This window comes from Sporomusaceae bacterium (assembly GCA_031460455.1).
In the GTDB taxonomy this organism is placed as follows: Bacteria; Bacillota; Negativicutes; order Sporomusales; family UBA7701; genus Anaeroselena.
Window position 1 is genome coordinate 93,681 of record JAVKTQ010000004.1, and the last position, 23,557, is coordinate 117,237.

Sequence of the window (23,557 nt, forward strand, 5' to 3'; positions counted from 1 at the left end):
TCATCATCTATGAAAGTACCCGGCATTATGGCAGAACAGCCGGCGGACAACGTCCGCCGGCAATTTTATGTAAAATCCCAGTTTACTTATCTCCGCGGCCGCGGCAGCTTTCGAGGTTGTGGACATGGACGTGCTGGCCGGGCAGGATGTCGCGGGTGGCGAGGCCGATGGTTTCGCCGTATTTTTTTACCGCCTCGCCGCGCTTGATGGCGCGGAGGGCGAATTTATGGCCGAAGGGAATTTTGTCGACGACGGTGACGGCCAACCGGCCGTCGCCGCTGTCGACGGCGACGGAGGCGCCCGGCTCTACGGCTTCGACGACGGTGCAGACGTTGTCGGCGGGATTCATGACTATCGCTCGCATTTCTTTCTCCCCTTCCGTTACATGGTCGGGCCGACGCGGTTGATGGCGAAGTCGTTGAAGCCGAGGATTTCGGCTTTGGCGAGCTTGCCGGAGGCGACGGCGAGCATTTCCGCGAAGATGCGCTTCCCGACCTGGTCGACCGTCTCGTCGCCGGTGATTATCGCGCCGGCGTCAAGGTCGATGTTGTCGTTCATTTTGTGGAAAAGGGGCGTGGTGGTGGAGACTTTGATGGTGGGGGCGATGGGCGAGCCGCAGCAGGTGCCCCGGCCGGTGGTGAAGACAACGAGGTGACAGCCGCCGGCGACCATGCCGGTGATCTGCTCGATGTCCTGACCGGGGGTGTCCATCCAGATGAGGCCTTTGCCGGTGATGGGAGCGGCGTATTCGATGACGTCCCTGAGGGGCCGGGAGCCGGCCTTGTAGATGCAGCCGAGGGATTTTTCCTCGATGGAGGACAGGCCGCCCTCGATGTTGCCGGGGGTGGGCTGGCCGCCGCGCATGTCGACGCCCATGCCGGTGGCGAGGGACTCGCAGCGTTCGATGACTTCGTAGCAGCGCCTGGCGACCTGGTCATTGACCGCCCGGGCGGCGACGAGGTGCTCGGCGCCGATTATTTCGGTGGTTTCGGCGAGGATGACGGCGCCGCCGGCGTCAATCAGGAGGTCGCTGGCCACGCCGAGGGCGGGGTTGCCGGATATGCCCGAGCAGGCGTCGGAGCCGCCGCATTCGGTGCCGAGGATGAGTTCGCCGGCGTCAATAGGTTCGCGGACGAGCAGCGAGGCCGCGCCGACCATCGCCCGGGCGGCGCTGGCGCCGGCGGCGGTGGCTTTGACCGAGCCGCCCTCGTCCTGGATGACGACAAGGTGGACGGGCTTGTAGGGGCACTGCCGCCTGATGGCGGCGGCGACGTCCTGGGCGCGGATTGTTTCGCAGCCGAGGCCGACGACGACTACGCCGAAGACGTTGGGGTGGGCGCCGTGGGCGGTGAGGATGCGGGCGGTGAGGTCGGCGTCGGCGCCGAGCTGAGCGCAGCCGTGCTGGTGCTCGACCCAGACGGCGCCGGCGACCTGCTGGGCGATGCCCCTGGCAACGCGGTTGGCGCACACGACGGAGGGGATGACGAGGACGTGGTTGCGGATGCCGACAGACCCGTCCGGGCGTCGGTAGCCCTGAAAATGCATTGTTTTCACCTCGCCTTTATTTGAAGGAATCATAGATTTTTTTGTATTCCGGCGTCGGCGGTATGGATTTGTAGATGTAGAGGTGGACGCCGTTGGGATCGTCGACAACAAAGCCGCGTTCGCCCCAGGGTTTGTCGACGAGGTCCTGGACGATCTCGAGGCCGGCGGCCTTGAGGCGGTTGTACTCGGCGTCGGCGTCGTCGACTTCGAAGGAAATGATGAGTCCCTTGTTGAAGAATTCGCCCGCTTCCCGCTGCGGGAGGGTGAAGCTGACACCGATGGCGGGCGCGCCGGGGGCGAGGAGTTCGATGTACCAGTCGCTTTCGAAGACGAGCTGGAAAGCGAAGTGTTTCATGTAAAATTCTTTTGATTCGCGGAGTTTGTGGGTGCTGATGGTGGAGTCGACCCGTTTGATTTTCATTCCGTTTTCCTCCTTGCGGTTATGAGCGTGTCGCGGTAGCGGACTTTCATGGCTTTCTCCCTTCCCCCAGCCAGCGGCGGAGGAAAATCGGCATGACGAGCAGGATGAAGAGCACGCGGAACAGGTTGTAGCCGACGACGACCGATACGTCGGCGCCGACGAGGATGGCGGTGAGGCCCATCTCGGCCATGCCGCCAGGGGCGGTGCTGAGAAAGGCGGTGGCGGGGCTGGCGGGGATGGCGGCCGCGAGGTAATAGCCGATGAGCAGGGTGACGAGGAGCAGGACGGCGACGTTGAGGAGGGTGGCGCCGAGTATTTTTCGCCAGCCGACCAGGCCGGCGAGGTCGATGTTGCTGCCCATGTAGGCGCCTACGGCGATCTGGGCGGCGGTGAGCAGGGGCTGCGGCACGGCGGGCGCAGGCAGACCGGCGATGACGAGCGGCGCGGTGGCGAGCACCGGACCGAGAAGGTAGGGGGTGGGAAACCTAAGACGCGCCGCGAGCAGGCCGCCGGCGATGACGGCGGCGGCAAACGGCAGGGCTTCGGCGGGACCGGCGGCGGCGGCCGGGGCGGCGGCTCCGGCGCCCGCCGGGAGACCGTGAATGGTCAGGAAGGGGACGGTGAAGACGACGGACAGCATCCTGAGCGTCTGCATGAGGGTGACGACAGCGACGTCGGCGCCGGCGATTTCCTCGCTGAGGAGAACCATCTGGGACAGGCCGCCGGGGACGGTGGCGAGGACGGAGGTGGCGAGGCTGAGTCCTGTCTGGCGGTGGGTGACGTAGCCGGCTGCCAGGCTGGCGAGGATGAGGACGACGGTCATGGCGAGCATGAGCGGCAGCTGGGAGAGTATGAAGCGGCCGACTTCGGCGGTGAAGGGACGGCCCATGATGTAGCCGAGGACGAGAAGGCCGGTATTGCGCAGCGCTTCCGGCCAGCAGACGCGGCCGGGCCTGAAACGGCCGAGGAGGATGGTGGCGGCCAGGGGGCCGAGCAGCCAGGGCAGCGGGCTGTGGATGTAAAAGAACGCCAGGCCGCCCGCGGCTCCCGCGGCCAGAGTGACAAGGATATTTTTCAGCATGTGATCACCGTATGTTTGCCTTACATTATTGGGCGATAGCTTACTCTCTATACTATTTTGGCCCGCAGGCCCAAACTCCTGCGCCCCTATAGGAAAAAAAGGAAACGGAATGTTATAGATAACGGTATATTCGACGCCGGCAACGGCGTTTTCTGGGCCGCATCGGCCAATGGAGGAATATGTTGGATGCTGTCGAAGGTCAGCCTAGGATGAACAGATGCCTATAATCAGCATGATGGGAGCTGACTGGATTTGGCCCGGACTTTCGGTACAGACTGCTTGAAACAAAGGAAAACAAGACGGAGGTCTCAACAGGGCGAATTTGCCGCCTTAAAACTCTTGTATGACCTCAGCGTCCGCAACGTCAGTACGAATAACCTGGCCGAAGTAATGGAGGATGTTCTCGATATCGCGATCATTCTGTCAGAAGCCGACATGGGCACTTTGCAGCTTTGGGACAATACGACCGGTGGGCTGAAGATCGCTGCCCAGCGCGGGTTCGCGCAGCCCTTCCTCGACTTTTTCGCCGATGTCCGCGCTGGACAGGGGGCGGTCTGCGGCGAGGCGCTGGCGCTGCGGCAACGGGTAGTGGTCGAGGACGTCGGCAAAAAAACCAATTTCGTAGGCACACCCAATCTCGCAGTGATGCAGGCGGCTGGTGTGGGGGCGGTCCAGTCGACGCTGCTCGTCAGCCGGGAGGGGCGGCTTGTGGGGATGCTGACCACGCATTACCGCGCGCCGCGCCCGGCCGCTGACATGAATCTCGCCTTCTTCGACCTGCTGGCAAGCCAGGCTGCCGACATCATCGCCCAGGTTCAGGCCCAACAGGCACTGAAAACGAGCGAGGAAAAGTACCGCCAGTTGTTCGAGTCGATGAACGAGGGATTCGCCATTATTGAAATGGTCTTTGACGATGACGGCCGGCCGGTAGATTATATTATGCGGGAGCTCAACCCTGCGTGGGAGCGCCAGGCCGGCATCAGCAAGGAGCGCATCCTGGGCAAGCGGGTGACCGAATTTCTGCCGGTGGTCGAACCTGTCTGGTTCGAGCGTTACGGCGAAGTGGTCACGAGCGGCGAGGCGAAAATATTCGAGGAATATAATGTCTCGCTGGATCGCTGGTACGAGGTTCACGCCTATCCGCTGCATCGGGACAACAGGTTCGCCGTCATCTTCACCGACATCACCGAACGCAAGCAGCTGGAGCTGAAACTGCGGGAGCACCACGAAAGTCTGGAACGCCTAGTAGAGGAGCGTACAAGGCAACTGGAGCGTAGTGAACGACTCTATCGGACTTTAGTCGAAAACATTCCTATCACCATTTGCCGTATGGACAGGGATTACCGGTATCGCTACCTAAGTCCGGCTACGGAGAAAGACTACGGTACAAAAGGCGAACAGATAATCGGCAAGAGCTGGGATGAGCTGGGATATGATGAAGCCAAAGTCGGCGAGTGGCGAAAGTGTTTCGAACAGGCCGCTGAAACGGGTATGGCTGTAAAGTTCGAATTTGAGCTGTCTGATAATAAGACTGGCTCTCAACAATACTATGAAGCGCAAGTAGTCACGGAGAAGGACGAACTGGGCAAGGTCGAGTCATTCTTAATCGTAAGCGAGAATGTCACCACTCGCAAGCTGATGGAACAGCAACTGAGGCACAGCGAGCGACACTACCGGACGCTGGTGGAGAACCTGCCGGTCTTTATATCCAGGTACGATAAGGATCTGCGCTTTATCTATCGCAGTCTACAGGGCGAGACCTATAAACTCGGGCGGGAAAACACTTCGGTCGTAGGTAGAACGTGGGCGGATTTGGGTGTCCCGGAAACTACATACCGGCCGTGGCAAAAGAAGTTCAACGAGGCCCTGAGCAGCGGCCGCATATTGGAGTTCGAGACACAATATCCTAACCAGAACGGTGAAATCAGGGATCTCCTCCTCCGTATAGTGCCGGAGAAAAACGGGGCCGGACAAGTAGAGTCGCTTCTGTCGGTCGGCCTGGATGTCACCGAGAGGAAGAGAACGGAGTCCGAGCTAATGCGACTGGACCGGCTGAACCTCGTAGGCGAGATGGCGGCGGCCATCGGCCACGAAGTCCGAAATCCCATGACGACGGTGCGCGGCTATCTGCAGATGCTGGAGCGCAAGCAGGAGCTCGCGGGGTATGGAGAACAGTTCAGAACCATGATCGGGGAGCTCGACCGGGCCAATGTGATCATCAGCGACTTTCTTTCTCTGGCCAAGAATAAGGCTGTTGCCCTAGAAAGCCGCAGCCTGAACGAGATTATCGACGCGTTGCTACCCCTCCTGCGGGCCGAGGCCCTCCGTACCGGCTATGATATCCAGGCCGACTTGGGTGAGGTACCCGCAATCCAAGCTGACGACAAGGAAATCCGTCAGCTTATCCTGAACCTCGCCCGCAACGCTTTCGAAGCCATGGAGACTGGCGGCAGGCTGACAATCGCCACCGGCGCCGAAGCGGGCCGGGTCGTGCTGACTGTCCGCGACACCGGCCACGGGATGCCCCAGGAATTGGTCGATAAATTGGGGACGCCTTTTGTAACGACAAAAGAAAATGGCACGGGGCTGGGGCTGCCGGTCTGCTACCGTATCGCCGAGCGGCACGGTGGAAAGATTGGCGTTCAAACATCCCCGTCAGGAACGACCTTCAAAATCATATTTTAAACACGATTAGGAACTCAATAGAGGAAATGCCTCCGGCGACCGCTGTCTGGAGGCATTTCCTTTGTCTAACGGGGTTACCTTTAGGCAGGACCTTCGGAAAAATATATGCAGGCCGTTCAGGGCCCGCCTCTTGCGGGTACGCCGCAATGGCGGTCATCAACAGCCTGCCCAAAACGAAATTGGACGGCTTAACCGCCGTCCATTGAGTAGCCAAATCTCTCTCGTATGAATTCGATGAACACCGCCGCAATGACCGGGTCGAACTGGCTGCCGGCGCCCCGCCATATCTCGCGGACGCATTCGCCAAGGGGGACGGGCGTCCGGTAGCAGCGGGAGGCTGTCATGGCGTCGAAGGCGTCGCAGAGGGCCAGCATTCTGCTGAAGAGCGGGATTTCGTCGTGGGCCAGGCTGTCGGGATAACCGGTGCCGTCCCAGCGTTCGTGGTGGTGGCGCATGATGCCGACGATGGGGTCTACGCCGTCGATTCCTTTGAGCATGGCGGCCCCGTCGGCGGCGTGGAGTTTCATGACCGTGAATTCTTCGGCCGTCAGTCGGCCGGGCTTGGTGAGGATGTTTTCCGGGGTCTTTATTTTGCCGACGTCATGGACGACGCCGACCATGTAGGCGAGGTTGATTTCGTCCGAGTCCATCCCCATCTGGCTGGCCAGCCCGGCCATGAGGTCGGCGACGTGCTCGGCGTGCATGGCGGTGCTGGGGTCGCAGTAGTAAATCTGTCGGCAGAAGTCTTCGATGGCTTCCATGTTGACCTGCTCGATGAGCGGGCGGCCGGACGGCTTATTACGCTTCACGTCTTCACCTTTCGTACCGCGGCCCGAAAGCTGGTCGGGGCTACGGGAGTCGGTTGCACAAAGGAAGCGATTCAACATTTAGCATGCTATTTCCTGCACAATTCGACAAAAAGCTACCAGGCAAATTTTTTGGTGCCGGGCCGCATATCCTGTAGGGGGAAGAGGTGTTGCCTGTGGCTTCAGACTGTGGTGACGCAGATGAACTGGTCCTTACCGCAACATTGGCCGCTCTGGCTTTGTCCAAGGGAAAGAATTCCGATGAGCTGAACTTGATCGGCAATTTTCTTTCCACTGTCGGCGCCCTTGTTTTGTTAGTCCAGGCTGTCGTCGGCTGCCAGGAAGCCCGACAATCGGAGCAGGAAACGGCTGCGAGGCTCGATGAGCTGGAGGGGCAAGTCAAGAAGCTCAAGGCTTGCGGCGCAAGCAAAGAATAACAACAGCACCCGCAGGTGTTTCGCGGGTGCTGTTGTTATGACGGAGACCGCAGGCTGTGGCTTGGGCGCACAGCCTGCGTGCCCTGCGACTCGAGGCTACAGTACGAGAACTGCGCCGGGTTTCATGATTTCTACTTTGACGCCTTTGAAGCGGGTTTCGACGGCTTTTTTGAAGGCGTCGGGGTCTTGTTTGATGAGGGCGTGGGTGTTGTAGTGCATGGGGACGACGATTTTGGCTTTGAGCATGCCGACGGCTTCTACGGCGTCGTCGGGGCCCATGGTGTAGTTGTCGCCGATGGGCAGGAGGGCGCAGTCGATTTTCTCGAGCTTGCCGAGGAGGGCCATGTCGCCGAAGAGGCTGGTGTCGCCGGCGTGGTAGACGGTGGCGCCGCGGAGGTTGACGATGAAGCCCGCGGCGTGGCCGCCGGCGACGCCGGAGCCGTGGAAGGCGGGGGTGACGCGGACGTAGCCGAAGTCAAAGGCTTTCTTGGCGCCGATGTGGACGGGGACGACGTCGCAGCCCTGGTCTTTTAGCATGCGGGCGACTTCGGCGGTGGCGACGACTTTGGCGCCGGTGCGTTTGGCGATGGCGGCGGTGTCGCCGAGGTGGTCGCCGTGGGCGTGGGTGACGAGGATGTAGTCGGCTTTGATGACGTCGGGGGCGGCGGCGGCCTGCGGGTTGCCGGTGAGGTAGGGGTCGATGAGGATGGTGGTGTCGCCGCTGGTGAGTTGGAAGGCGGCGTGGCCGAGGAAGGTGACGGCGGTTTTGCCGTCGCTCCAGCCGGAGGCCGCTGCTGCCGGCAGGGCGACGAGGAGAAGGGCCAGGCCGAGGACGAGGGCGAGCATCATTTTGCGCATGACTGATCCTCCTTTATGTATTTGTTTTAGCTTTTGCGGACAATACGTTGTCGGGCGGAGACCGCCACGCCACTCGCGTGTCTGCGGATGTACGCGCTGTAAGACTTGCGCCGACTCAGCCGTACCGGCGCCAAACGGGCGTCCATGCCCGTTGTCGCCTCGCCCGACCGTCCATGGTCGGGCGTACGGTTTCGTTCGCGGCTTGCTGTGTCAACAGCGCGTACCATCCTACGCCAATGCTCGCTTGCGCGGCAACCTCCGCCCTCTTCTCTAACCTTACCAACGCTATAATGGATTGCCGCGGCCGGTCAGAAGCCTCCAGATGCAAGGCGCACCGGAGGCTGACACCGGAAGCGTACACGAACGTACGCTGAGGATGGCAGCCGAGGAGCAACGCCGCAGATGGGGGCTTATCACCGGCCGATTTTGTTTAGCAACCAGGCCATGTTTTCGCCGATGGCGCGCATATTCGCCATCCCCTCGTCGTCTTTCTCCACTTCGCCGATTTCGCGGCCGTAGCCCATGTTCCAGTAGGTGGCGCCGACGAGGAACATCTGGTTGTAGTGGAGGAAATGGTACATGGTGTCGAAGGTGTGGGTGGCTCCGCCCCGGCGGACGGCGGTGACGGCTGCGCCGACTTTGTGTTTGAAGAGGTAGTCGTTGGCCCGCGATACGAAGCCGACGCGGTCGATGAGGGCTTTCATTTCGGTGTTGACGTCGGCGAAGTAGGTGGGCGAGCCGAGGATGATGCCGTCGGCGGCTTCCATTTTGGCGATGTAGTCGTTGATGAAGTCGTCTTTGATGACGCATTTGTGGTCGCGGTTTTTGAAGCAGGCGTAGCAGGCCCGGCAGCCGCGGACGGGCTGGCCGGCGACTTGGAGGAGCTCGGTTTCGATGCCGTGTTTTTCGAGTTCGCCGAAGATGGTTTTGATGAGGGTGGCGGTGTTGCCGTCTTTGCGGGGGCTGGTGCTGATGCCGACTACTTTCATGGTTGTCGCTCCTTCGTTTTTTTATTAGGACCTGTCAGCCTATGAGGGTGACGCCGACGAGGCGGCCGATGCCGTAGGTGGCGGCGGCGGCGGCCAGGCCGAAGATTGTCTGGCGCAGGCCGGCGCGGAGGACGGGTTTGCCGGTGAAGAGGGTGATGGCGGCGCCGATGGCGAAGAGGCCGGCGGCGCTGGCGGCGGCGCTGGTTATTACGGCGGCGGGGCCGCCGAGGAAGAGGAAGGGCAGGACGGGGATGACGGCGCCGACGGCGAAGAGGAGGAAGGAGGTGATGGCGGCTTCCCAGGCGGAACCGCCGAGTTCGTCGGGATCGATGCCGAGTTCGTCGCGGGCGAGAGCCTGGAGGGCGGTGGCGGGGTCGGCCATGAGTTTGGTGGCGAGGAGGCGGGCGGACTGTTCGTCGAGGCCGCGGGCCTGGTAGATGAGAACAAGTTCTTCGGTTTCTTCTTCCGGCATGGCGGCGATTTCGTAGCGCTCGGCGCCGAGTTGTTTTTCATAGAGTTCGCGGGAGCTCTGGACGGATATCCATTCGCCGAGGGCCATGGAGATGGCGCCGGCGAGGAGGCCGGCGAGGCCGGTGAGGAGGATGCCGCTGCCGGCGATTTCGGCCCCGGCGACGCCCATGACGAGGTTGAAGTTGGAGACGAGGCCGTCGCTGGCGCCGAGGACGGCGGCCCTGAGGGCGTTGCCGCCCGCGGCGCGGTGGCGGCCTTCCATGCGGGCGAGGAGGCTGCCTTCCATGCCTTGGCCGCGCGCGGTGCGGTTGATCTGCTGGAGGAGGACGGCGTGGGAGCGCTCTTCGGCGACCATGCCGCCGGCTTCGGGCTGGGCGGCGTAGCCGGCCGAGGCCTGGCGCTCGGTGGCGGCGAGGGTGGGGACGATGAGTTCGGGGCCGAAGCGGGCGGCGAGCCAGATGAGGGTGCGGGTGCGCCAGTCGGGCCGGAAGGGCTTGGCTTCGCCGCCGGCGGCGGCGATGCGCCGGGCCCATTCGTCGGCGTGTTTGGTTTCGGTGGCGGCGAGGCGTCGGTATACTTCGGCAAGCCTGGGGTCGGCCTCGCGGGCGGCGAGGGCGGTGTAGAGGGCGGCGCTGCCCAGTTCGTCTTCGCGGTTGGCCTGGAAACGGTTTATATCGTCTACTGTAACGGTCATGGTTATGCCTCCGGAGGGGGCAGGCCGTTGATGACCGCCATCTGCGGCGTTGTTCCTGCGGGCGCTTGCTAGCGTACGTTCCGAGTACGCGTCGCGGCGCGCCCTTGGAGCCGCCTTGCATCTGGCGGCCCTGAACGGCCTGCGCACAATTCTATATTACATAATATGCTTTAATATTTCCTCTGTTATATTTTCTTCGGTATAGAGCGGAATTCCCAGCTCGGCGAGGGCGGCGGCGGCGACGCCGTGTCCTTCCCTGATGGTGCGGGTGAAGCTGCCGTCGTAGATGGCGCCGACGCCGCAGGAGGGGCTGCGGGCTTTGAGGATGGCGGCGGCGACGGGGATGGCGCGGACGAGGGCGAGGGTTTGCTGCACGCCGAGGAGGAAGGCCGGGGTGAGGTCGACGCCGCCCTGGCCGAGGATTCGGGCCCGGCCGGCGAGGACGTCTTTGCCGCTGCCGCCGACGATTTCGGCCGCCGGGCGGGGGGTGGACAGACCGCCGAGCTGCTCGGGGCAGAACGGCAGGCAGAGGCCGGCGGCGGCCGGGGCGGCGAGGGCGGGACAGAGGTTGTGGCCGCCGTCGTAGCGGCAGGAGAGGCCGAGGAGGCAGGCGCTGACGAGGATCATTGGTAGACGCGCTTTAATAGGGCTTCCATTTCGGCGGGGGTCACGGGGACGGGGTTGACGCGGGTGGCGCCGAGCATGGAGCCGGCGACGAGCTGGGGGAGGGCGGCGGCGAAGGTTTGTTCGTCGACGCCGGCGGCCCGGATGGAGGCGGGGATGCCCAGGGTGCTGTTGAGCGCGTGGATGGCGGCGACGAGGTCGGGGACGCCGCAGATGGCGGCGAGGTGTTTTATCCGGCCGCTGACCCAGGGGTCGCGGGCGTTGAATTCGAGGACGTGGGGCAGTAAGATGGCGTTGACGAGGCCGTGGCCGAGGTTCCAGAGGCCGCCGAGGGAGTGGGCGATGCCGTGGGCGGCGCCGAGGCCGACGTTGCCGAAGGCGAGGCCGGCGAGGGACTGGAAGTGGTGGACTTTTTCGCGGCTTTCAATGGTTTTGTCGCGGTAGGAGAGGGGGAGGTATTCGAGGAGGCCGGCGGCGGCGCCTGCGGCCATGGGGCCGGTGAAGTCGTCGATGTTGCGGTTGATGTAGCATTCGAGGGCGTGGGTGAGGGCGTCCATGCCGGTTTCGGCGACGACGTTGGGCGGCATGGTGAGGGTGAGGTCGGCGTCGAGGATGGCGATGTCGGGGATGAAGGCGGTGCTGCGGAGGCCGATTTTGAGGTTTTGGTCGTGGAAGGTGACGACGGCGGCCTTGGTTACTTCGCTGCCGGTGCCGGAGGTGGAGGGGATGGCGACGAGCCGGATGGCCTGACGCTTGGCGGGCATGGTGCCGGCGAGGGCGGCGGCGAAGTCGAGGTCGGGGTATTCGGTGAAGAGGGTCATGACTTTGGCGGCGTCGAGGGCCGAGCCGCCGCCTACGGCGACAACGAGGTCGGGGGCGAAGGGGCGCATGGCGGCTACGCCGGCGAGGACGGCGGCGGTGTCGGGGTTGGCGGGGACGCCGGCGTGGACGAGGGTGGCGCAGCCTTTGGCCTGGAGGATTTTTTCTATTTTGGCGACGACGCCGTGTTTGAGCATGGAGGAGCCGCCGGTGACGATGACGGCGCGGCGGGCGGGGATGGTGGACAGGTGCTCGAGGGAGCCGCGGCCGAAGACGAGGGACTGGCCGCCGAGGATGTTTTCTTTCATGGTGATTTACCTCCCGATTGTTGGCTTTTCCTGATTATTCCACAATGCGGCAAGCAAATTCCTGCCGGATACGGAAAAAGAAGCAGGCTGAGCTGCTTCTTTTAATATGACCGGGGGGTGAATTTATGGCTGGTTTGCCGCGCTGCCGGAACTGAGAGTATTTTTTTCATGCGCCAGCAGCCAGCGTTTATTTTCGAGGCCGCCGCCGTAGCCGGTGAGGCTGCCGTCGGCGCCGATGACGCGGTGGCAGGGGATGAGGATGGGGAGCGGGTTGCGGCCGTTGGCGGCGCCGACGGCTCTGACGGCGGCGGGGTTGCCGACGGCGGCGGCGAGGGCGCTGTAGGATATGACTGCACCGTAGGGGATGGCGGTGAGTTCGTCCCAGACGGCGCGCTGGAAGGGGGTGCCGCGCGGCCGGAGGGGGACGGTGAAGGCGGTGAGGGCGCCGGCGAAGTAGGCGGCGAGCTCTTCAAGGGCTTGCGTGAGGCAGGCGGGCGCGGCCTGATTGGCTGTGACGGCGGCGGGGGCGAAGCGGACGGCGACGATGCCGGCGGGATCGGCGGTGACGGCGAGGGGGCCGATGGGGGTGGCGAGGCAGGCGGTGGTTAGTTCTGACATGGCGTTACCTCCCCTGTTTTGAGCCTGAGCCAGGCGCGGGGCGAGAGTCCGGTGTGGGCGCGGAAGACGGCGAAGAAGCGCGAAGGGGAACCGAAGCCGACGGCGTAGGCGACGCCGGCGCCGGCGAGGCCGCCGGCGAGGAGGGCTTCGGCTTTGCGGATGCGGATGGCGTGGAGGTATTCGCGCGGGGCTTTGCCGGTGTGGTGTTTGAAGAGCCGGGTGAGGTGGGAGCGGCTGAGGCCGATGCGGCCGGGGAGCTCGCCGAGGATGGCAGGGTTGTCGTATTGGCTTTCGAGGAGGGTGCACGCTTCGCGGACGATGTCCTGGACGGGGGCGAGAAGGGCGTCGGGGCGGCAGCGTTTGCAGGGCCGGAAGCCCTGGGCGAGGGCGGCGGCGGCGGCGGTGAAGTAGACGGTGTTTTCGCGGCGCGGCGGACGCGATTTGCAGGAGGGACGGCAGAAGATGCCGGTGGTTTTTACGCCGTAGCAGAAGCGGCCGTCGTAGTGCGGGTCGCTGGCGGCGACGGCTTGCCACATTGTTTCTTCGGGGTAGGTGTTCATGGCGCACCTCGCTTGGTTTGTCTGTTTATAGCATACCATAAAGCGGCTGGTTTTTCGTCCCGGTTTGTGCTGTGTTATTCGCGGCGCGCCGCGGAGGCAGGCAGGATTTGCCATGTGACGGACAGAATAGCTGAAATGAAGTCATTTTTGCAGCTTTGGAGGACGATATGCGCAAGTTGATTATTGCGGTGATGCTGGCGTGCTTCTGCCTGACGACGGCGACGGCGGCGGCGCAGACGATTGTTTTTGTGCCGTTCGATAACCGCCCGGTGAGCCTGGATTATGTGGTGGAGACGGCGAAGGCGGCGGGGGTGGAGGTTGTGACGCCGCCGGCGGCGCTGCTGGGGAGCCGGACGAGCACCGGGGATCCGGAGGCGCTGTGGGCGTGGCTGGCGGATAATATCCGCACGGCGGATGCGGCGGTGGTTTCGAGCGATGCGATGCTGTACGGGAGCCTGGTGGCGTCGCGCCGACACCATTTGCCGGAGGAGGTTATCAAGGAACGGCTCGACCGCTTTTATGCGCTGAAGCTGGCTAATCCGGGAACGCGGCTGTATGTGTTCGGGACGATTATGCGGACGCCGCAGGCGAGCGCGGGCGGGGTGGAGCCGGATTATTACGAGGAGCACGGACCGAGGATTTTCCGTCTGACGGCGCTCGCAGACAGGGCGGAGACGGCCGGGCTTAACCGCGGCGAGGAGGCGGAGCTGAACGCGCTCAGGCACGGGCTGCCTGAGGCGGTGCTGAAGGACTGGTTCGCGCGGCGGGATAAGAATTTTACGGCGAATGTGCGGCTGGTGGAGTATGCGCGGAACGGAATTTTTGCGTTTTTCCTGCTGGGGCGCGACGATTGTTCGCCTTTTTCGCAGTCGCATATGGAGTCGCGGATGATCGCGGCGGAGACGGTCGGGCTGCCGGCTTCGAAGTTTGCGACTTTTCCGGGCGCCGATCAACTGGGGATGCTGATGTTGGTGCGGGCGACGAATAATGCGGCGGTGCGTATTCCGCTTGTGCGGGTTTTTTATGCGCAGGGGGCGGGGCCGGATACGGTGCCTTCTTATGAGGATGTGCCGATCGGCCTGACGGTGAACGAGCATGTGGTGGCGGCCGGCGGGCTGCTGCTGACCGGTTCGAAGCCCGATCTGGTGCTGGCGGTGAATACGCCGGAGGACGGGGTGACGCATGAGGCGAACAGCGCGGGGAACCGCGGGCGGGTGACGGCGCCGGCGTATGTTTTCGCGGGCGAAGTGGCGGCGAGTGTCGCCAGGGGCGAGCGGGTGGCGGTGGGGGATGTGGCGTACGCGAACGGGGCGGATAACGCGCTGATGACCGAGCTTGCCCGCCGCGGGCTGCTTTTTAAGCTGGATGCGTATTCGGGCTGGAATACGGCGAGCAATACGCTGGGGTACGCGATCGGCCAGGGGCTGCTGGCGCCGCGGATGACGGCGGCGGCTAAGGACCGCCTGTTGGCGACGCGGCTGCTGGACGACTGGGCGTATCAGGCGAATGTGCGCGGGGCTTTAGGGAGAGAGGTGCTTTACCCGGCCGGGGGCGATTGGTTTTATCTGAACGAGCTGGCCCCCCGCCTGACGACGGAGGCGAACCGGCGGCTGAAGGCGTTCGCGGCGGCCAAATTCCCGGCATATCCTGTGGATAAGCTGAAAGTAGGCTTTCCGTGGAACAGGATGTTTGAGGTGGATATCGATTTGTAGCTTCGTCTTGAGATGCGAGAAGCGGCTGGCAGTGCGCCAGCCGCTTTTGTTGTGTTAGGGGTATTTTTCTAATAGCTAATCAATGCCGCTAAGAGGAGGCCGGCGGATACGCTGAGGAAGGCGGAGAATATGCCGACGGCGATATTGCCCTGGGGGATTTCTTTGACGACGGTGAAGGGGGTGATGAGTTCGAATATGTAGAAGACGACGACTTGGAAGATGATGCCGATGAGGCCCCAGATGACGAGGTCGGCGAAGTTGACGGCGTGGAAGACGGCCGAGGCGAGGACGAGCGACAGACCGAGGATTTTGCCGCCGAGGTCGTAGGCGGTGGCTTGGGCGGCGCAGGCTTTGCAGCGGTCGGCTTCGTCGCCGTCGGCGATGAGCTTGAGTTCTTTGTAGGGGGTGGTGAGCATGAAGAGGTAGATTCCTAGCCCCAGCAGGGGGAGCGAGACGCCGAGATAGCTAACGAAGTTGACGATGTTTGCCCATTGGCTACCCAATGTGATCAGCCTCCTTGTTGTTCGCCGTCACTTAAGCGCGACGGACGGGAACGAAGTATGCCATGTCGTCGGTTATCAGCCCGCCGAGGCGGGCGGCGACAGCGGACGGCGCGCCGTTGACGATGAAGGAGCCCCAGACGAGGCGTCCGGCTTTCGGGCCGGCGAGGGTGGGCAACTCTACTGTTTCGAGGTCCTGGTACTGCTGGTAGATCATGGGCTGGTCCCAGTAGTGGGTCTCGCGGTCGCGGTCGATGACGGCGCCGTCTGCGGCGCAGATGGTTATGCCGCCGCCTTCGCGGCCGAGCACGGGTTTGGCGACATGGGGACAGCGGCCGGCGAAGCGGTTTTCGTAGTAGGTGGGCAGCATGTGGGCGGCGATGGCGTCCTGTTCGGCGGCGGTGAAGAAGCCGCCTGCTTCGCAGAGCGCCCATACGAGTGCCTGGAGTGCTTTGCTCTGGGCGATGAGAGCGCCGGGGGGGTTGATGGCGGCCAGCCGCCTGCGGGCGATGAGGCTGAGGACGTGGGCGCCGGTGGGGTAGCCGTCGTCGTCGCGGTCGGCGGCGAGGAGGCCGAAGGGGTGGAGCCGGTACCAGAGGTCGATGGGGGCGAGGTCGCCATCAATGAGGGCGCAGAGGCTGTCGTCCTGGACACGCAGGTCTTTGAGGGGGACAAAACGGCCGGCGAGGCCGGAGATTTTGAGCAGGTAACGGGCGGTGCCGGCGTCTTCGGCGTGCCAGTCGAGGGCGCTGAAGGCGACGCGGTCGGCTGCGTAGCCGAGGGCGCGGTAGGTGTCGGCCGCCGCGCGGAAGGCGGCGGGCAGCATGGCTGCGAGGCCGGCGTTGGGGTCGGCGGCGTTGTGGCGGGCGCAGACGCGGCCGTTGACGTGGAAGGCTTCGACGACGCCGCCGGGGGTGTCGCTGTTGAATTCGAGCAGTTTCCAGCCGGCCGGGGTGCGGGCGAAGTCGAACCGGCCGATGAGGGTGGCGGCGTCGGGGAGGACGGCCAGGCGCACGGCGTCATGGGCGGCTACGGGGATGCCGAGCTCGGCGAGCAGTTCGGCCGGGCCGGCCTGGACGACGCCGACGGTGCGGGCGAAAACGCGCCCGAGGACGGCGGTGGCGGCGCGGAGGTCGGCCAGTTCGCGGTCGCCGATGGCGTAGGGCACGGCGAGGGCGTATTCCTGGCCGTAGAGCCAGTCCCAGGTGAAAATGCCCTCGGCCCTGAGGGGCCGGTAGATTTCTTCCCGGACGGCCGCGTAGTCCATCAGCCGCCGCCGCCGATGCCGCTGCTGCCGATACCGCCGCGGGCTTTGCCGCTTGTTATGGTGGCGCCTTGGCCGGTGGAAGGGGCGGTTTGGCCGGGCGTGGCGACGCCAGTGCGGGTGCCGCCGAAGAAGAAGGGTAAGCCGTAAAAGTGGCCGCCGCCGGCGCGGGCCGGCATCTGCTCGCCGTCTTCGTCGCAGTAGCCGTCGTTGTTGCGGTCGATGTGGGTGTGGCCGGGGCGGTCCTGGCTGCCGGCGGAGCAGCCGGCGGTGACGGTGAGGAGGGCGGCCATGAAGAGGCCGAGCAGTTTTGCGGTTTTGTCGGTGCGTTCCACGGCTGTCCCTCCTTACATCTTGTGGGCGTAATAGATATAAACCTTACGGTCCTCGTCGAGGACGGTCATTGTTTTCTGCCATTCGTCGCCCAGCCAGTAGAAGTAGTCGCTGCCGAGGCACAGGACGACGTCAACGGGGTCGGTGAACTGGCGCGCTTCAATGAGCAGGCCGGGAGTATCGCTGTGCGCGTCCCGGCGGATCTCCACTCTCACGCCGCGGTCGCCGGGCGGCGGGGCGGCGGCCGCGGGGGCGGCCGGTCCTTCCTCCCGGAGGTAGATGACGTAGGTCAGGGGTTCGCTGGCGGTCGAGGTGCGTTCGTACACTTTGCCGTCTTTGATGAGTTTGTCGCACAGGAAACGGGCGGCGATTTCGCCGCCGCCGATGGCGTCGTAGGAGAAGAGGACGGGAAAGTCGGCGGGCTCGTCGAGCAGCCGGTATTCGAGGTTGGCCAATGTTATCCTCCTATGCCCCGTTGTGGTGCTATTTTACCACGGAGAAGGTGCTTACGGCGATGGTTTTTTACGCCAGGGGCGGCCGCAGGCGGACGTTGCCGCGCATGTCGACCGCGAGGGCGCATTCCGTTTGACCCTGCCGGTGGCCGACGAGCCAGCTTGTCATGTTGGCGGCGGCGCAGGCGTGGTTGGGGATAACGGCGATTTTGTCGCCGACGGCAAGGCTGGTGTCGCCGGTTATGGCGACGCGGCCGACTTCCTCCGACAGGCCGGCGACGGTGAGTCCGGGGTGGCCGGCGACGAGGCCGAAGCCGGCAAGCAGCGAGCTGCCGTGGGCTCCTTTGTCGAGGCCGAGGCATTTGCTGCCGGCGTCGATGATGAAGGTGTCGGGACGGGGCCGCGACAGGATAGTGGCGAGGACGGCGAGGGCGCAGCGCTCTTGGGGGACGACGCCGAGCGCGACCTGGGTGTTGTCGTAGAAGACGTAGTTGCCGGGCCGGAGGGCGGTGACGACGCCGCTGGCGGCGGCCAGGGAAGCGGTCGGGGTGCTGCCGGTGGCGACGATGTCTACGGGATAGCCGTGGGAGAGGAGGACATCCCTGGCCTGGGTGAGGGCGGCGATTTCGTCCGCGGCGGCAGCGGCGACGCCGTCTCTGCCGTTGGCGCCGTATACCTGGCCGGGATGGGTGGCCACGCCTCTCAGCCTGAGCTTTTTATAGCCGGACAGGGCGGCGGCGAGTTCGGCCGCCTGCGCGGGCGGCACGCCGAAGCGGTGCAGGCCGCTGTCGATGATGATGAGGTAGTCGAGGTAGGGGCCGTCGGCGGGCTGGGCGGCCGCCAGGGCGCGGGCGGCGGCGACGCCGTCGAGGCTGAAGGTGACGCGGGCCTGGCGGGCCAGGGCGAGCGCGCGGCCTACGTTCGCGCGCCCGGCGACCGGGTAGGCGAGCATGAGGTCGGTGAAGCCGGCGGCGGCAAGCTGCTCGGCTTCGTCGAGCGTGCCGGTCAGGAAGCCGGCCGCGCCCGCGTCCTTCTGGCGGCGGGCGATGGCGGTGCTTTTATGGGTTTTGACCATCGGCCAAAGCTGAACCCCCGTCTGTTCACACATGGCGGCCATGGCGCGGAGGTTGGCCTCGAAGGCGTCGAGGTCGAGCAGAAAACTCGGGGTGGCGAGGTCGTTGATGTTCATGGACGGCACCTCACATTATTATGGGCTGTTAATTGGAGATAAATTCCACATAGCCTGCCTGTTCACCTTTAGGATGGCGCTTTTTAACGCCGCATAATACGATATTTTCTTTATTATTGTATATATTGTAATTACAATTATTATAATATAACTTCACTTTTGCGGCGGACTGTGGTGAGTTGGACGGTTTTTGCCATCGGCCGACGGTCGTACTCCCTCCCCTCTCCCCTCCTGCCGCCGGCTATCGTGCAAAAATGCCCGGAAAAATGCGGCAGGCCTTCCGGGCGGCCGATTTTTCCGGCCGTCTGGAAGGCCCCAGGAAGGGCGAATATGTGTGTCTGAGAACGAATCCCTCAACGGCGATTTTCGATGCCTTTGAGAGGCTCTCAGGTGGCGCGGCAGTCGAAAATGGCTTTCAGGCCGCCCGGAGGGGCGAAAGCGGCCGAACCGTCGGCCAGGCGGAAGATGCCGCCGACGAGCGGCTCGACGTCGACGAGGCGCCTGGCCAGCAGGCGGAGGGCGGCGGCCGTCGGCCCGCAGCGGGAGCCGACGAGGGTGAATTCTTTGACGACCCACAGCGTGGACGACAGGAGGGCGGCGGCGGCGAAGGTGCTTTTGAGGACGATGCGGCCGCGGGGCTTGACGACAGCCTGGGCGCAGGCGAGGCCGCCGGGGCTGCCGGTGCATTCGACGACGGTGTCGAAGGGGGCGAGGGCGGCGGCCTCGTCCGCCGTGACCGTGGCCGCCCGGCCGGCGAGGAGGGCGAGCTTGGCGGGGTGCTTGCCGATGACGGTAAGGTCGCAGCCGGTGAGGCTGAGCACCTGGGCGATCAGTTGGCCGAGTTTGCCGTCGCCGAGGACGGCGACGCGCTCGGACGGCCTGATGTGGCACTGGTCGCAGATTTCGAGGGCGGCGGCCAGCGGCTCGGCGAAGACGGCGGCGAGGTCGCTCACGCCGAGCGGCACCTCGTGGAGGTTGGCGACCGGCAGGGTGAGGTATTCGGCGAAGGCGCCGTCTTTGGCGGTGATGCCGAGGACGCGGCGGCTGAGGCAGTGGTTGGCGAGACCTTCGCGGCAGCGGGGGCAGACGCCGCAGCCGAGGTTGATGTCGGCGACGACTCTTTTGCCTGCCCACCCCTCCCCTGCTTCCACTACGCCGACGAATTCGTGGCCGAGGATGCCGGTGAAGCCTTTGTAGCCGGCGAGGATTTCGCGGTCGGTGTTGCAGACGCCGGCGTAGAGCACCCTGACGAGGGCTTCGCCGGGGGCGGGCGTCGGAACGGGGCAGTCGTCGCGGTATTTGAGCTGGCCGTCGAAGTAGAGGCAGCGCATGGGGAGGACCTCCTTTGAGTCGTTTAACTTTAATATCTCGGCTTCATTGGCGGCTTTTCTCCGGCTTTAGGTTCTCGCGCCGCGGAGGCGACGGAGATCGACGCTATTTCCCGAGGCTGCGGAGGGTGCGGGCGCGGGTTTCGGCGAAGGTGATTTCGGCGAGCCAGTTAGCGCGTTCTTGGGCGACTTCGCCGGTGAAGCGGCCGTAGTTTTCGATGGCTTGGGGACGCTGGCCGAGCAGTTCGGCGCGGAGGCCGGCGATGAGGTATTTGAGCGCCGCCTGGGATTTGTCCAGGCGGTAGGCCTGCTCTAGCTTGCCGATGGCGATGGAGTATTCGCCTTCGTAGGCGTGGACGAGGCCGAGGTTGCCCCAGGCGGGGGCGAATTTGTCGTCGATTTCGAGTATGGCGGTGAAGTCGGCGCGGGCGGCGGCGTAGCGGCCGGCGAGGATGTTGGCGTAGCCGCGGCTGTTGAGGTAGTGGACGTCGTCGGGGGCGAGGTCGACGGCGCGGCTGTAGTGGGCGAGGGCTTCGGGGTACTGGCCGCGCTCGTAGTAGGCGTGGCCTACGGCGAACCACGCCCGGTGGCTGTTGCCGTTTGTTTCGAGGTAGCGGGCGAGGTCGCGGAGACCGGCGTCGGGCTGGCCGGCGTCGAGGAGGACGGTGCCCCGCAGGTAGTACATGTGGCTGTTGGCGGGGTTCCTTGCGAGAGCGTCGGTGGCGGCGGCGACGGCGTCCTGTTTATTGCCGAGGTAGAGCCAGGCGTGGGCTTCGACGGCGGCGAGGTAGCCGCCGAGGAAGAGCCAGCCGCCGGCGAAGAGTACGAAAGCGGCGAGGAGCAGGGCTCTGGCCGCCCCGGGGAATGTGCGGCTTTCCTCGCCGAGGGCGGGACGGAGGATGAGGGCGGCAAGCGCGCCGCCGAGGAAGCCGCCGAGGTGGGCCCAGTTGTCGATAAAGGGGTCGGAGAAGCCCAAGAAGATCTGGAGGAGGGCGAGGGCGCCGATGAAGGCGCCGATGCCGCGGTCGCGGAGGTAGAAGTCGGCCCGCCGCCGGTAGAAGAGGACGGCCAGCGCTCCCATGAGGCCGAAGATGGCTCCCGAGGCGCCGACGCCCGGCCCCGGCTGCATGGCGAGACTGAGGAGCGAGCCGCAGACGGCGGCGAACAGGTATATGGCGGCCGTTTTGGCCAGGCCGAAGGCGTGCTCGGCGGCCAGGCCGAGGATGTACAGGAAGACGGTGTTGCCGAGGATGTGGTCGAAGCCGCCGTGGAGGAAGGCGGCGCTGACGAGGCGCCACGCTTCGCCGGCCAGCACGTTGTCCCGGTAGAGGGCGCCGGCGGCGATGACGGATTCTCGGCTGACGAGGGCGCCGGTGGCGACTTCCCACAGGTAGACGGCGATGTTGACGAGGATGAGGAGGGTGATGAGGACAGGGAAGTAGGACATGCCTTTTTCGAAGGGGACGCGGCTGTCTTTGGGGCGGACGGGGACGAGCATGTCGGGGGTGATGAGGATGGGCCGCTCTTCGGGCGGGGACCAGACGGCGGGTTCACGGTTTTCGCCGTTCATCAGCGTCCCTCCCCGGTGTCGAGCAGTACGCCGAGGGCTAAAGCGACACGCCGGTCGATGGCGCCGCCGGCGTCTTCGCTCATGTCGAGGGTGTAGCGGTCGAAGATGGTCATTTTGCGGTTGAATTCGCCGAGAACTGTTTCGCGGTCGGGGGCGTAGAAGATGAAGTTGGTGCGGAAGAAGGCGATGTCGACGATGTAGCCGGTGAGGCGGCGGAGGAGGGATAGGATGATGGAGTCCTCCTGGGCGACGAGCAGCAGGACGCCGTCGGGGCCGTAGACCCACCACCTTTTGCGGAGGAAGTCGGTGAAGCGGTTCTTTTTGTAAGTGGCGAGGATGTTGCCGGCCAGGTCGCGGAGGGTGAAGCGGGTGGTGGGGAACTGGACGACGTAGTCCTGGGTGACGGTGAGGATGGCGGCGGTTTTGTTTTCGTCGGGGTAGAAGTGGATGTGACGGCGGGGGCCGACGAAGTAGGCAACCAGGAAGGTTACCAGTCCCCAGTTGAGGTCGGGCGCGATGGTAAAGAAGATACGGGAAATGAGAATAATGACTATAAAGATAAGGATAAAGGCCATGATTCTCTGCATTACCAGCGCCGGGCGCTCGACGTAGAGGAGGGGGCTGCCGTCCTCGTCGCGGACGTGGTATTTGGTGTTGATGGCGAAGTGTTTTTCGCGCAGCTGGAAGAGGTCGCGGTCGAAGACGGCCGGGACGAGCCGACGCCCTGGGGCGCGGAAGACGCCGTGACAGGCCGGACATTCGAGAAGCCGGTCGGCGTACTGGTTTTTGAGGTTGTAGAAGGAGTCGCAGGTGGGGCAGTTGACAGGGACGGCCATAATGGTGCTCCCTCTTCCGCGCTGCGGCGGAAACTTATATTACCGGGCAATGGGACGGTGGGATGATGGGGGGCGCTGAAAACTTAGTCTGGTTCGCGGAAGCTTGCCTCGCCGCTCGCACGTCTACGTATGAACGCGCCGTAAAACTTGCGCCGACTCAGCCGTACCGGCGCCAAACGGGCGTCCATGGCCGGACGTACGGTTTCGTTAGCGGCTTGCTGCGTTAACGGCGCGTAACATCCTCCGCCAACGCTCGCTTGCGATGCCAGCTTCCGCAAAAATACATCTTCCAACTCCCCATGAATCAGCAAACGGCCGTTCAGAAGCCCCCAGATGCTAGGCGGGGCGAGGAAGCGCAGCGCCGCGTACTCGGAACGTACGCAAGCAAGCTCCCGCAGCCCCAACAACGCAGATGGGGGCTTATCAACGGCCGTCAAAGTTTACAGCTGCCGAACAAGATTGCGGCCGGATTGTTTGGCGTGGTATAACGCCTCCTCCGCCTTCGCCACCAGCGACTCCGGGGTGGCCAGCTCGTCGGGGACGACGGTGGCGGTGCCGACGCTGACGGTGAGGTGGCGGTGGATGGCTGAGGCTGTGTGCTCGATGCCGAGGGTGGCGACGGCGACGCGGATGGCTTCGGCGACGACGAGGGTGCCAAGGCTGTCGGTGTTGGGCAGGAGGACGGCGAATTCTTCGCCGCCGTAACGGGCGGCGAGGTCGCCGGCGCGGGCGATGGTGGCGGATATGGTGCGGGCGACTTTTTTCAGGCATTCGTCGCCGGCCTGGTGGCCGTAGGTTTCGTTGTAGGCTTTGAAGAAGTCGAGGTCGACGAGGATGACGGACAGGGGCGTCGCCTCGCGCAGGGCGCGTCGCCATTCCTCGCCGAGGCGCGCGGCGAAACGGCCGCGGCTGTCGATGGCGGTGAGGCCGTCGAGGGTGCCCAGACGGGCGAGCTCCTGGTTTTTGGCGGCAAGTTCGCGGCTGAGGGTGTCGAGGGTGTGCTGGTATTCGAGGATGCGGCGGCCGACGGCGAGCCGGCTGCGGAGCAAGGCGGGGTGGACGGGCTTGGCGAGGTGGTCGTCGCCGCCGGCTTCGAAGCCGCGGGCGATTTCGTCCTGGCTGTTTTTGGCCGCGAGGAGGATGATGTAGACCTGGCTGAGGGCTTTTTCTTTTTTGAGCCGGGCGCAGAGTTCGAGGCCGCCGGGGCCGGGCATGGCCGCGTCGAGGAGGACGAGCGCGGGACGGGTTTCACCGCGGAGCGCCTGCCAGGCTTCTCCGCCGCCGCCGGCGACGGCGACCTCGTAGCCCCATTCTTTTATCATCAGTGCGAGCATTGCGCGGGTGGTTGCTTCGCCGTCGACGATCATCACTTTCATCCGTCATTCCGCCTTTGCCGTAAATTTCCCGGTTTTGTTTCCAGTTTCTACAAAGGCGGCGTTTTTCCTGCCTCGGCCGCC

The 23,557-nt window shown here is 64.3% G+C and carries 24 protein-coding genes; 3 read left to right on the forward strand and 21 right to left on the reverse strand.

All coding sequences use genetic code 11. The annotated features are described in order from the left end of the window. Window positions 1-82: 82 nt before the first annotated feature. Genes RIN56_08465 through RIN56_08480 form a run of 4 tightly spaced genes read right to left on the reverse strand, consistent with a single transcriptional unit; the run spans window position 83 to window position 3,047 of the window. Window positions 83-364 carry a UxaA family hydrolase gene (locus RIN56_08465; GenBank protein MDR7866841.1) on the reverse strand — a complete coding sequence of 94 codons (282 nt, stop codon included), beginning with the start codon at window positions 362-364 and terminating at the stop codon, window positions 83-85. A gap of 17 nt (window positions 365-381) precedes the next feature. Beyond that, window positions 382-1,578, reverse strand: a complete 1,197-nt coding sequence (locus RIN56_08470) for a UxaA family hydrolase (protein ID MDR7866842.1) — start codon at window positions 1,576-1,578, stop codon at window positions 382-384. Then, entirely contained in the window at window positions 1,562-1,966 is a 405-nt protein-coding gene (locus RIN56_08475) for a VOC family protein (protein ID MDR7866843.1), read from the reverse strand. Before RIN56_08475 ends, RIN56_08470 begins: the two co-directional genes overlap by 17 nt. A gap of 46 nt (window positions 1,967-2,012) precedes the next feature. After that, window positions 2,013-3,047 (reverse strand): AbrB family transcriptional regulator, encoded by a 1,035-nt coding sequence (locus RIN56_08480; GenBank protein MDR7866844.1) that lies wholly within the window; start codon window positions 3,045-3,047, stop codon window positions 2,013-2,015. A gap of 339 nt (window positions 3,048-3,386) precedes the next feature. Here RIN56_08480 and RIN56_08485 point away from each other — a divergent pair, with 339 nt between their 5' ends. After that, entirely contained in the window at window positions 3,387-5,732 is a 2,346-nt protein-coding gene (locus tag RIN56_08485) for a PAS domain S-box protein (GenBank protein ID MDR7866845.1), read from the forward strand. A 188-nt stretch (window positions 5,733-5,920) separates the two neighbouring features. On the opposite strand, the gene RIN56_08490 is transcribed toward RIN56_08485, so the two are convergent. After that, window positions 5,921-6,619: an HD-GYP domain-containing protein gene (locus RIN56_08490; protein MDR7866846.1), complete on the reverse strand. Its 699-nt coding sequence runs from the start codon at window positions 6,617-6,619 to the stop codon at window positions 5,921-5,923. A 95-nt stretch (window positions 6,620-6,714) separates the two neighbouring features. On the opposite strand from RIN56_08490, the gene RIN56_08495 reads away from it, so the two are divergent. Then, window positions 6,715-6,975 carry a hypothetical protein gene (locus RIN56_08495; protein MDR7866847.1) on the forward strand — a complete coding sequence of 87 codons (261 nt, stop codon included), beginning with the start codon at window positions 6,715-6,717 and terminating at the stop codon, window positions 6,973-6,975. Window positions 6,976-7,071: 96 nt separating this feature from the next. Here the strand turns inward: RIN56_08495 and RIN56_08500 are convergent, their stop codons facing one another. The 7 genes from RIN56_08500 to RIN56_08530 form a co-directional block, all read right to left on the reverse strand. Further along, window positions 7,072-7,833, reverse strand: coding sequence for a metal-dependent hydrolase (locus tag RIN56_08500; protein MDR7866848.1), 762 nt, complete (start codon window positions 7,831-7,833; stop codon window positions 7,072-7,074). A gap of 413 nt (window positions 7,834-8,246) precedes the next feature. After that, entirely contained in the window at window positions 8,247-8,822 is a 576-nt protein-coding gene (locus RIN56_08505; protein MDR7866849.1) for a flavodoxin family protein, read from the reverse strand. A 34-nt stretch (window positions 8,823-8,856) separates the two neighbouring features. Beyond that, window positions 8,857-9,987 carry a VIT1/CCC1 transporter family protein gene (locus tag RIN56_08510; protein MDR7866850.1) on the reverse strand — a complete coding sequence of 377 codons (1,131 nt, stop codon included), beginning with the start codon at window positions 9,985-9,987 and terminating at the stop codon, window positions 8,857-8,859. Window positions 9,988-10,143: 156 nt separating this feature from the next. Next, complete coding sequence (locus RIN56_08515; GenBank protein ID MDR7866851.1) at window positions 10,144-10,614, reverse strand: DUF523 domain-containing protein; 471 nt, start codon at window positions 10,612-10,614, stop codon at window positions 10,144-10,146. Further along, window positions 10,611-11,738 (reverse strand): iron-containing alcohol dehydrogenase, encoded by a 1,128-nt coding sequence (locus tag RIN56_08520; protein ID MDR7866852.1) that lies wholly within the window; start codon window positions 11,736-11,738, stop codon window positions 10,611-10,613. The genes RIN56_08515 and RIN56_08520 overlap by 4 nt, the downstream gene beginning before the upstream one ends. A gap of 123 nt (window positions 11,739-11,861) precedes the next feature. Then, entirely contained in the window at window positions 11,862-12,356 is a 495-nt protein-coding gene (locus tag RIN56_08525; protein MDR7866853.1) for a methylated-DNA--[protein]-cysteine S-methyltransferase, read from the reverse strand. Then, entirely contained in the window at window positions 12,344-12,916 is a 573-nt protein-coding gene (locus tag RIN56_08530) for an Ada metal-binding domain-containing protein (GenBank protein MDR7866854.1), read from the reverse strand. The genes RIN56_08525 and RIN56_08530 overlap by 13 nt, the downstream gene beginning before the upstream one ends. 167 nt (window positions 12,917-13,083) lie before the next feature. Here RIN56_08530 and RIN56_08535 point away from each other — a divergent pair, with 167 nt between their 5' ends. After that, window positions 13,084-14,628 carry a DUF4127 family protein gene (locus RIN56_08535; protein MDR7866855.1) on the forward strand — a complete coding sequence of 515 codons (1,545 nt, stop codon included), beginning with the start codon at window positions 13,084-13,086 and terminating at the stop codon, window positions 14,626-14,628. Window positions 14,629-14,696: 68 nt separating this feature from the next. On the opposite strand, the gene RIN56_08540 is transcribed toward RIN56_08535, so the two are convergent. From RIN56_08540 to RIN56_08580, 9 genes are all read right to left on the reverse strand, one after another. Further along, complete coding sequence (locus RIN56_08540; protein MDR7866856.1) at window positions 14,697-15,131, reverse strand: DUF350 domain-containing protein; 435 nt, start codon at window positions 15,129-15,131, stop codon at window positions 14,697-14,699. 31 nt (window positions 15,132-15,162) lie between these two features. Beyond that, window positions 15,163-16,395 carry a glutathionylspermidine synthase family protein gene (locus tag RIN56_08545; GenBank protein ID MDR7866857.1) on the reverse strand — a complete coding sequence of 411 codons (1,233 nt, stop codon included), beginning with the start codon at window positions 16,393-16,395 and terminating at the stop codon, window positions 15,163-15,165. Next, on the reverse strand, window positions 16,395-16,727 hold the full coding sequence (locus RIN56_08550) for a hypothetical protein (GenBank protein ID MDR7866858.1): 333 nt from the start codon (window positions 16,725-16,727) through the stop codon (window positions 16,395-16,397). The genes RIN56_08545 and RIN56_08550 overlap by 1 nt, the downstream gene beginning before the upstream one ends. Window positions 16,728-16,739: 12 nt before the next feature. After that, window positions 16,740-17,180: a hypothetical protein gene (locus tag RIN56_08555; protein ID MDR7866859.1), complete on the reverse strand. Its 441-nt coding sequence runs from the start codon at window positions 17,178-17,180 to the stop codon at window positions 16,740-16,742. 67 nt (window positions 17,181-17,247) lie between these two features. Next, entirely contained in the window at window positions 17,248-18,366 is a 1,119-nt protein-coding gene (locus RIN56_08560) for an alanine racemase (GenBank protein MDR7866860.1), read from the reverse strand. A 386-nt stretch (window positions 18,367-18,752) separates the two neighbouring features. Continuing rightward, window positions 18,753-19,697: an alcohol dehydrogenase catalytic domain-containing protein gene (locus RIN56_08565; GenBank protein ID MDR7866861.1), complete on the reverse strand. Its 945-nt coding sequence runs from the start codon at window positions 19,695-19,697 to the stop codon at window positions 18,753-18,755. A gap of 103 nt (window positions 19,698-19,800) precedes the next feature. Then, window positions 19,801-21,264: a rhomboid family intramembrane serine protease gene (locus RIN56_08570; protein ID MDR7866862.1), complete on the reverse strand. Its 1,464-nt coding sequence runs from the start codon at window positions 21,262-21,264 to the stop codon at window positions 19,801-19,803. After that, entirely contained in the window at window positions 21,264-22,100 is an 837-nt protein-coding gene (locus RIN56_08575) for a hypothetical protein (protein ID MDR7866863.1), read from the reverse strand. The genes RIN56_08570 and RIN56_08575 overlap by 1 nt, the downstream gene beginning before the upstream one ends. Before the next feature lie 440 nt (window positions 22,101-22,540). Then, window positions 22,541-23,476 carry a diguanylate cyclase gene (locus RIN56_08580; GenBank protein MDR7866864.1) on the reverse strand — a complete coding sequence of 312 codons (936 nt, stop codon included), beginning with the start codon at window positions 23,474-23,476 and terminating at the stop codon, window positions 22,541-22,543. Window positions 23,477-23,557: the final 81 nt, after the last annotated feature.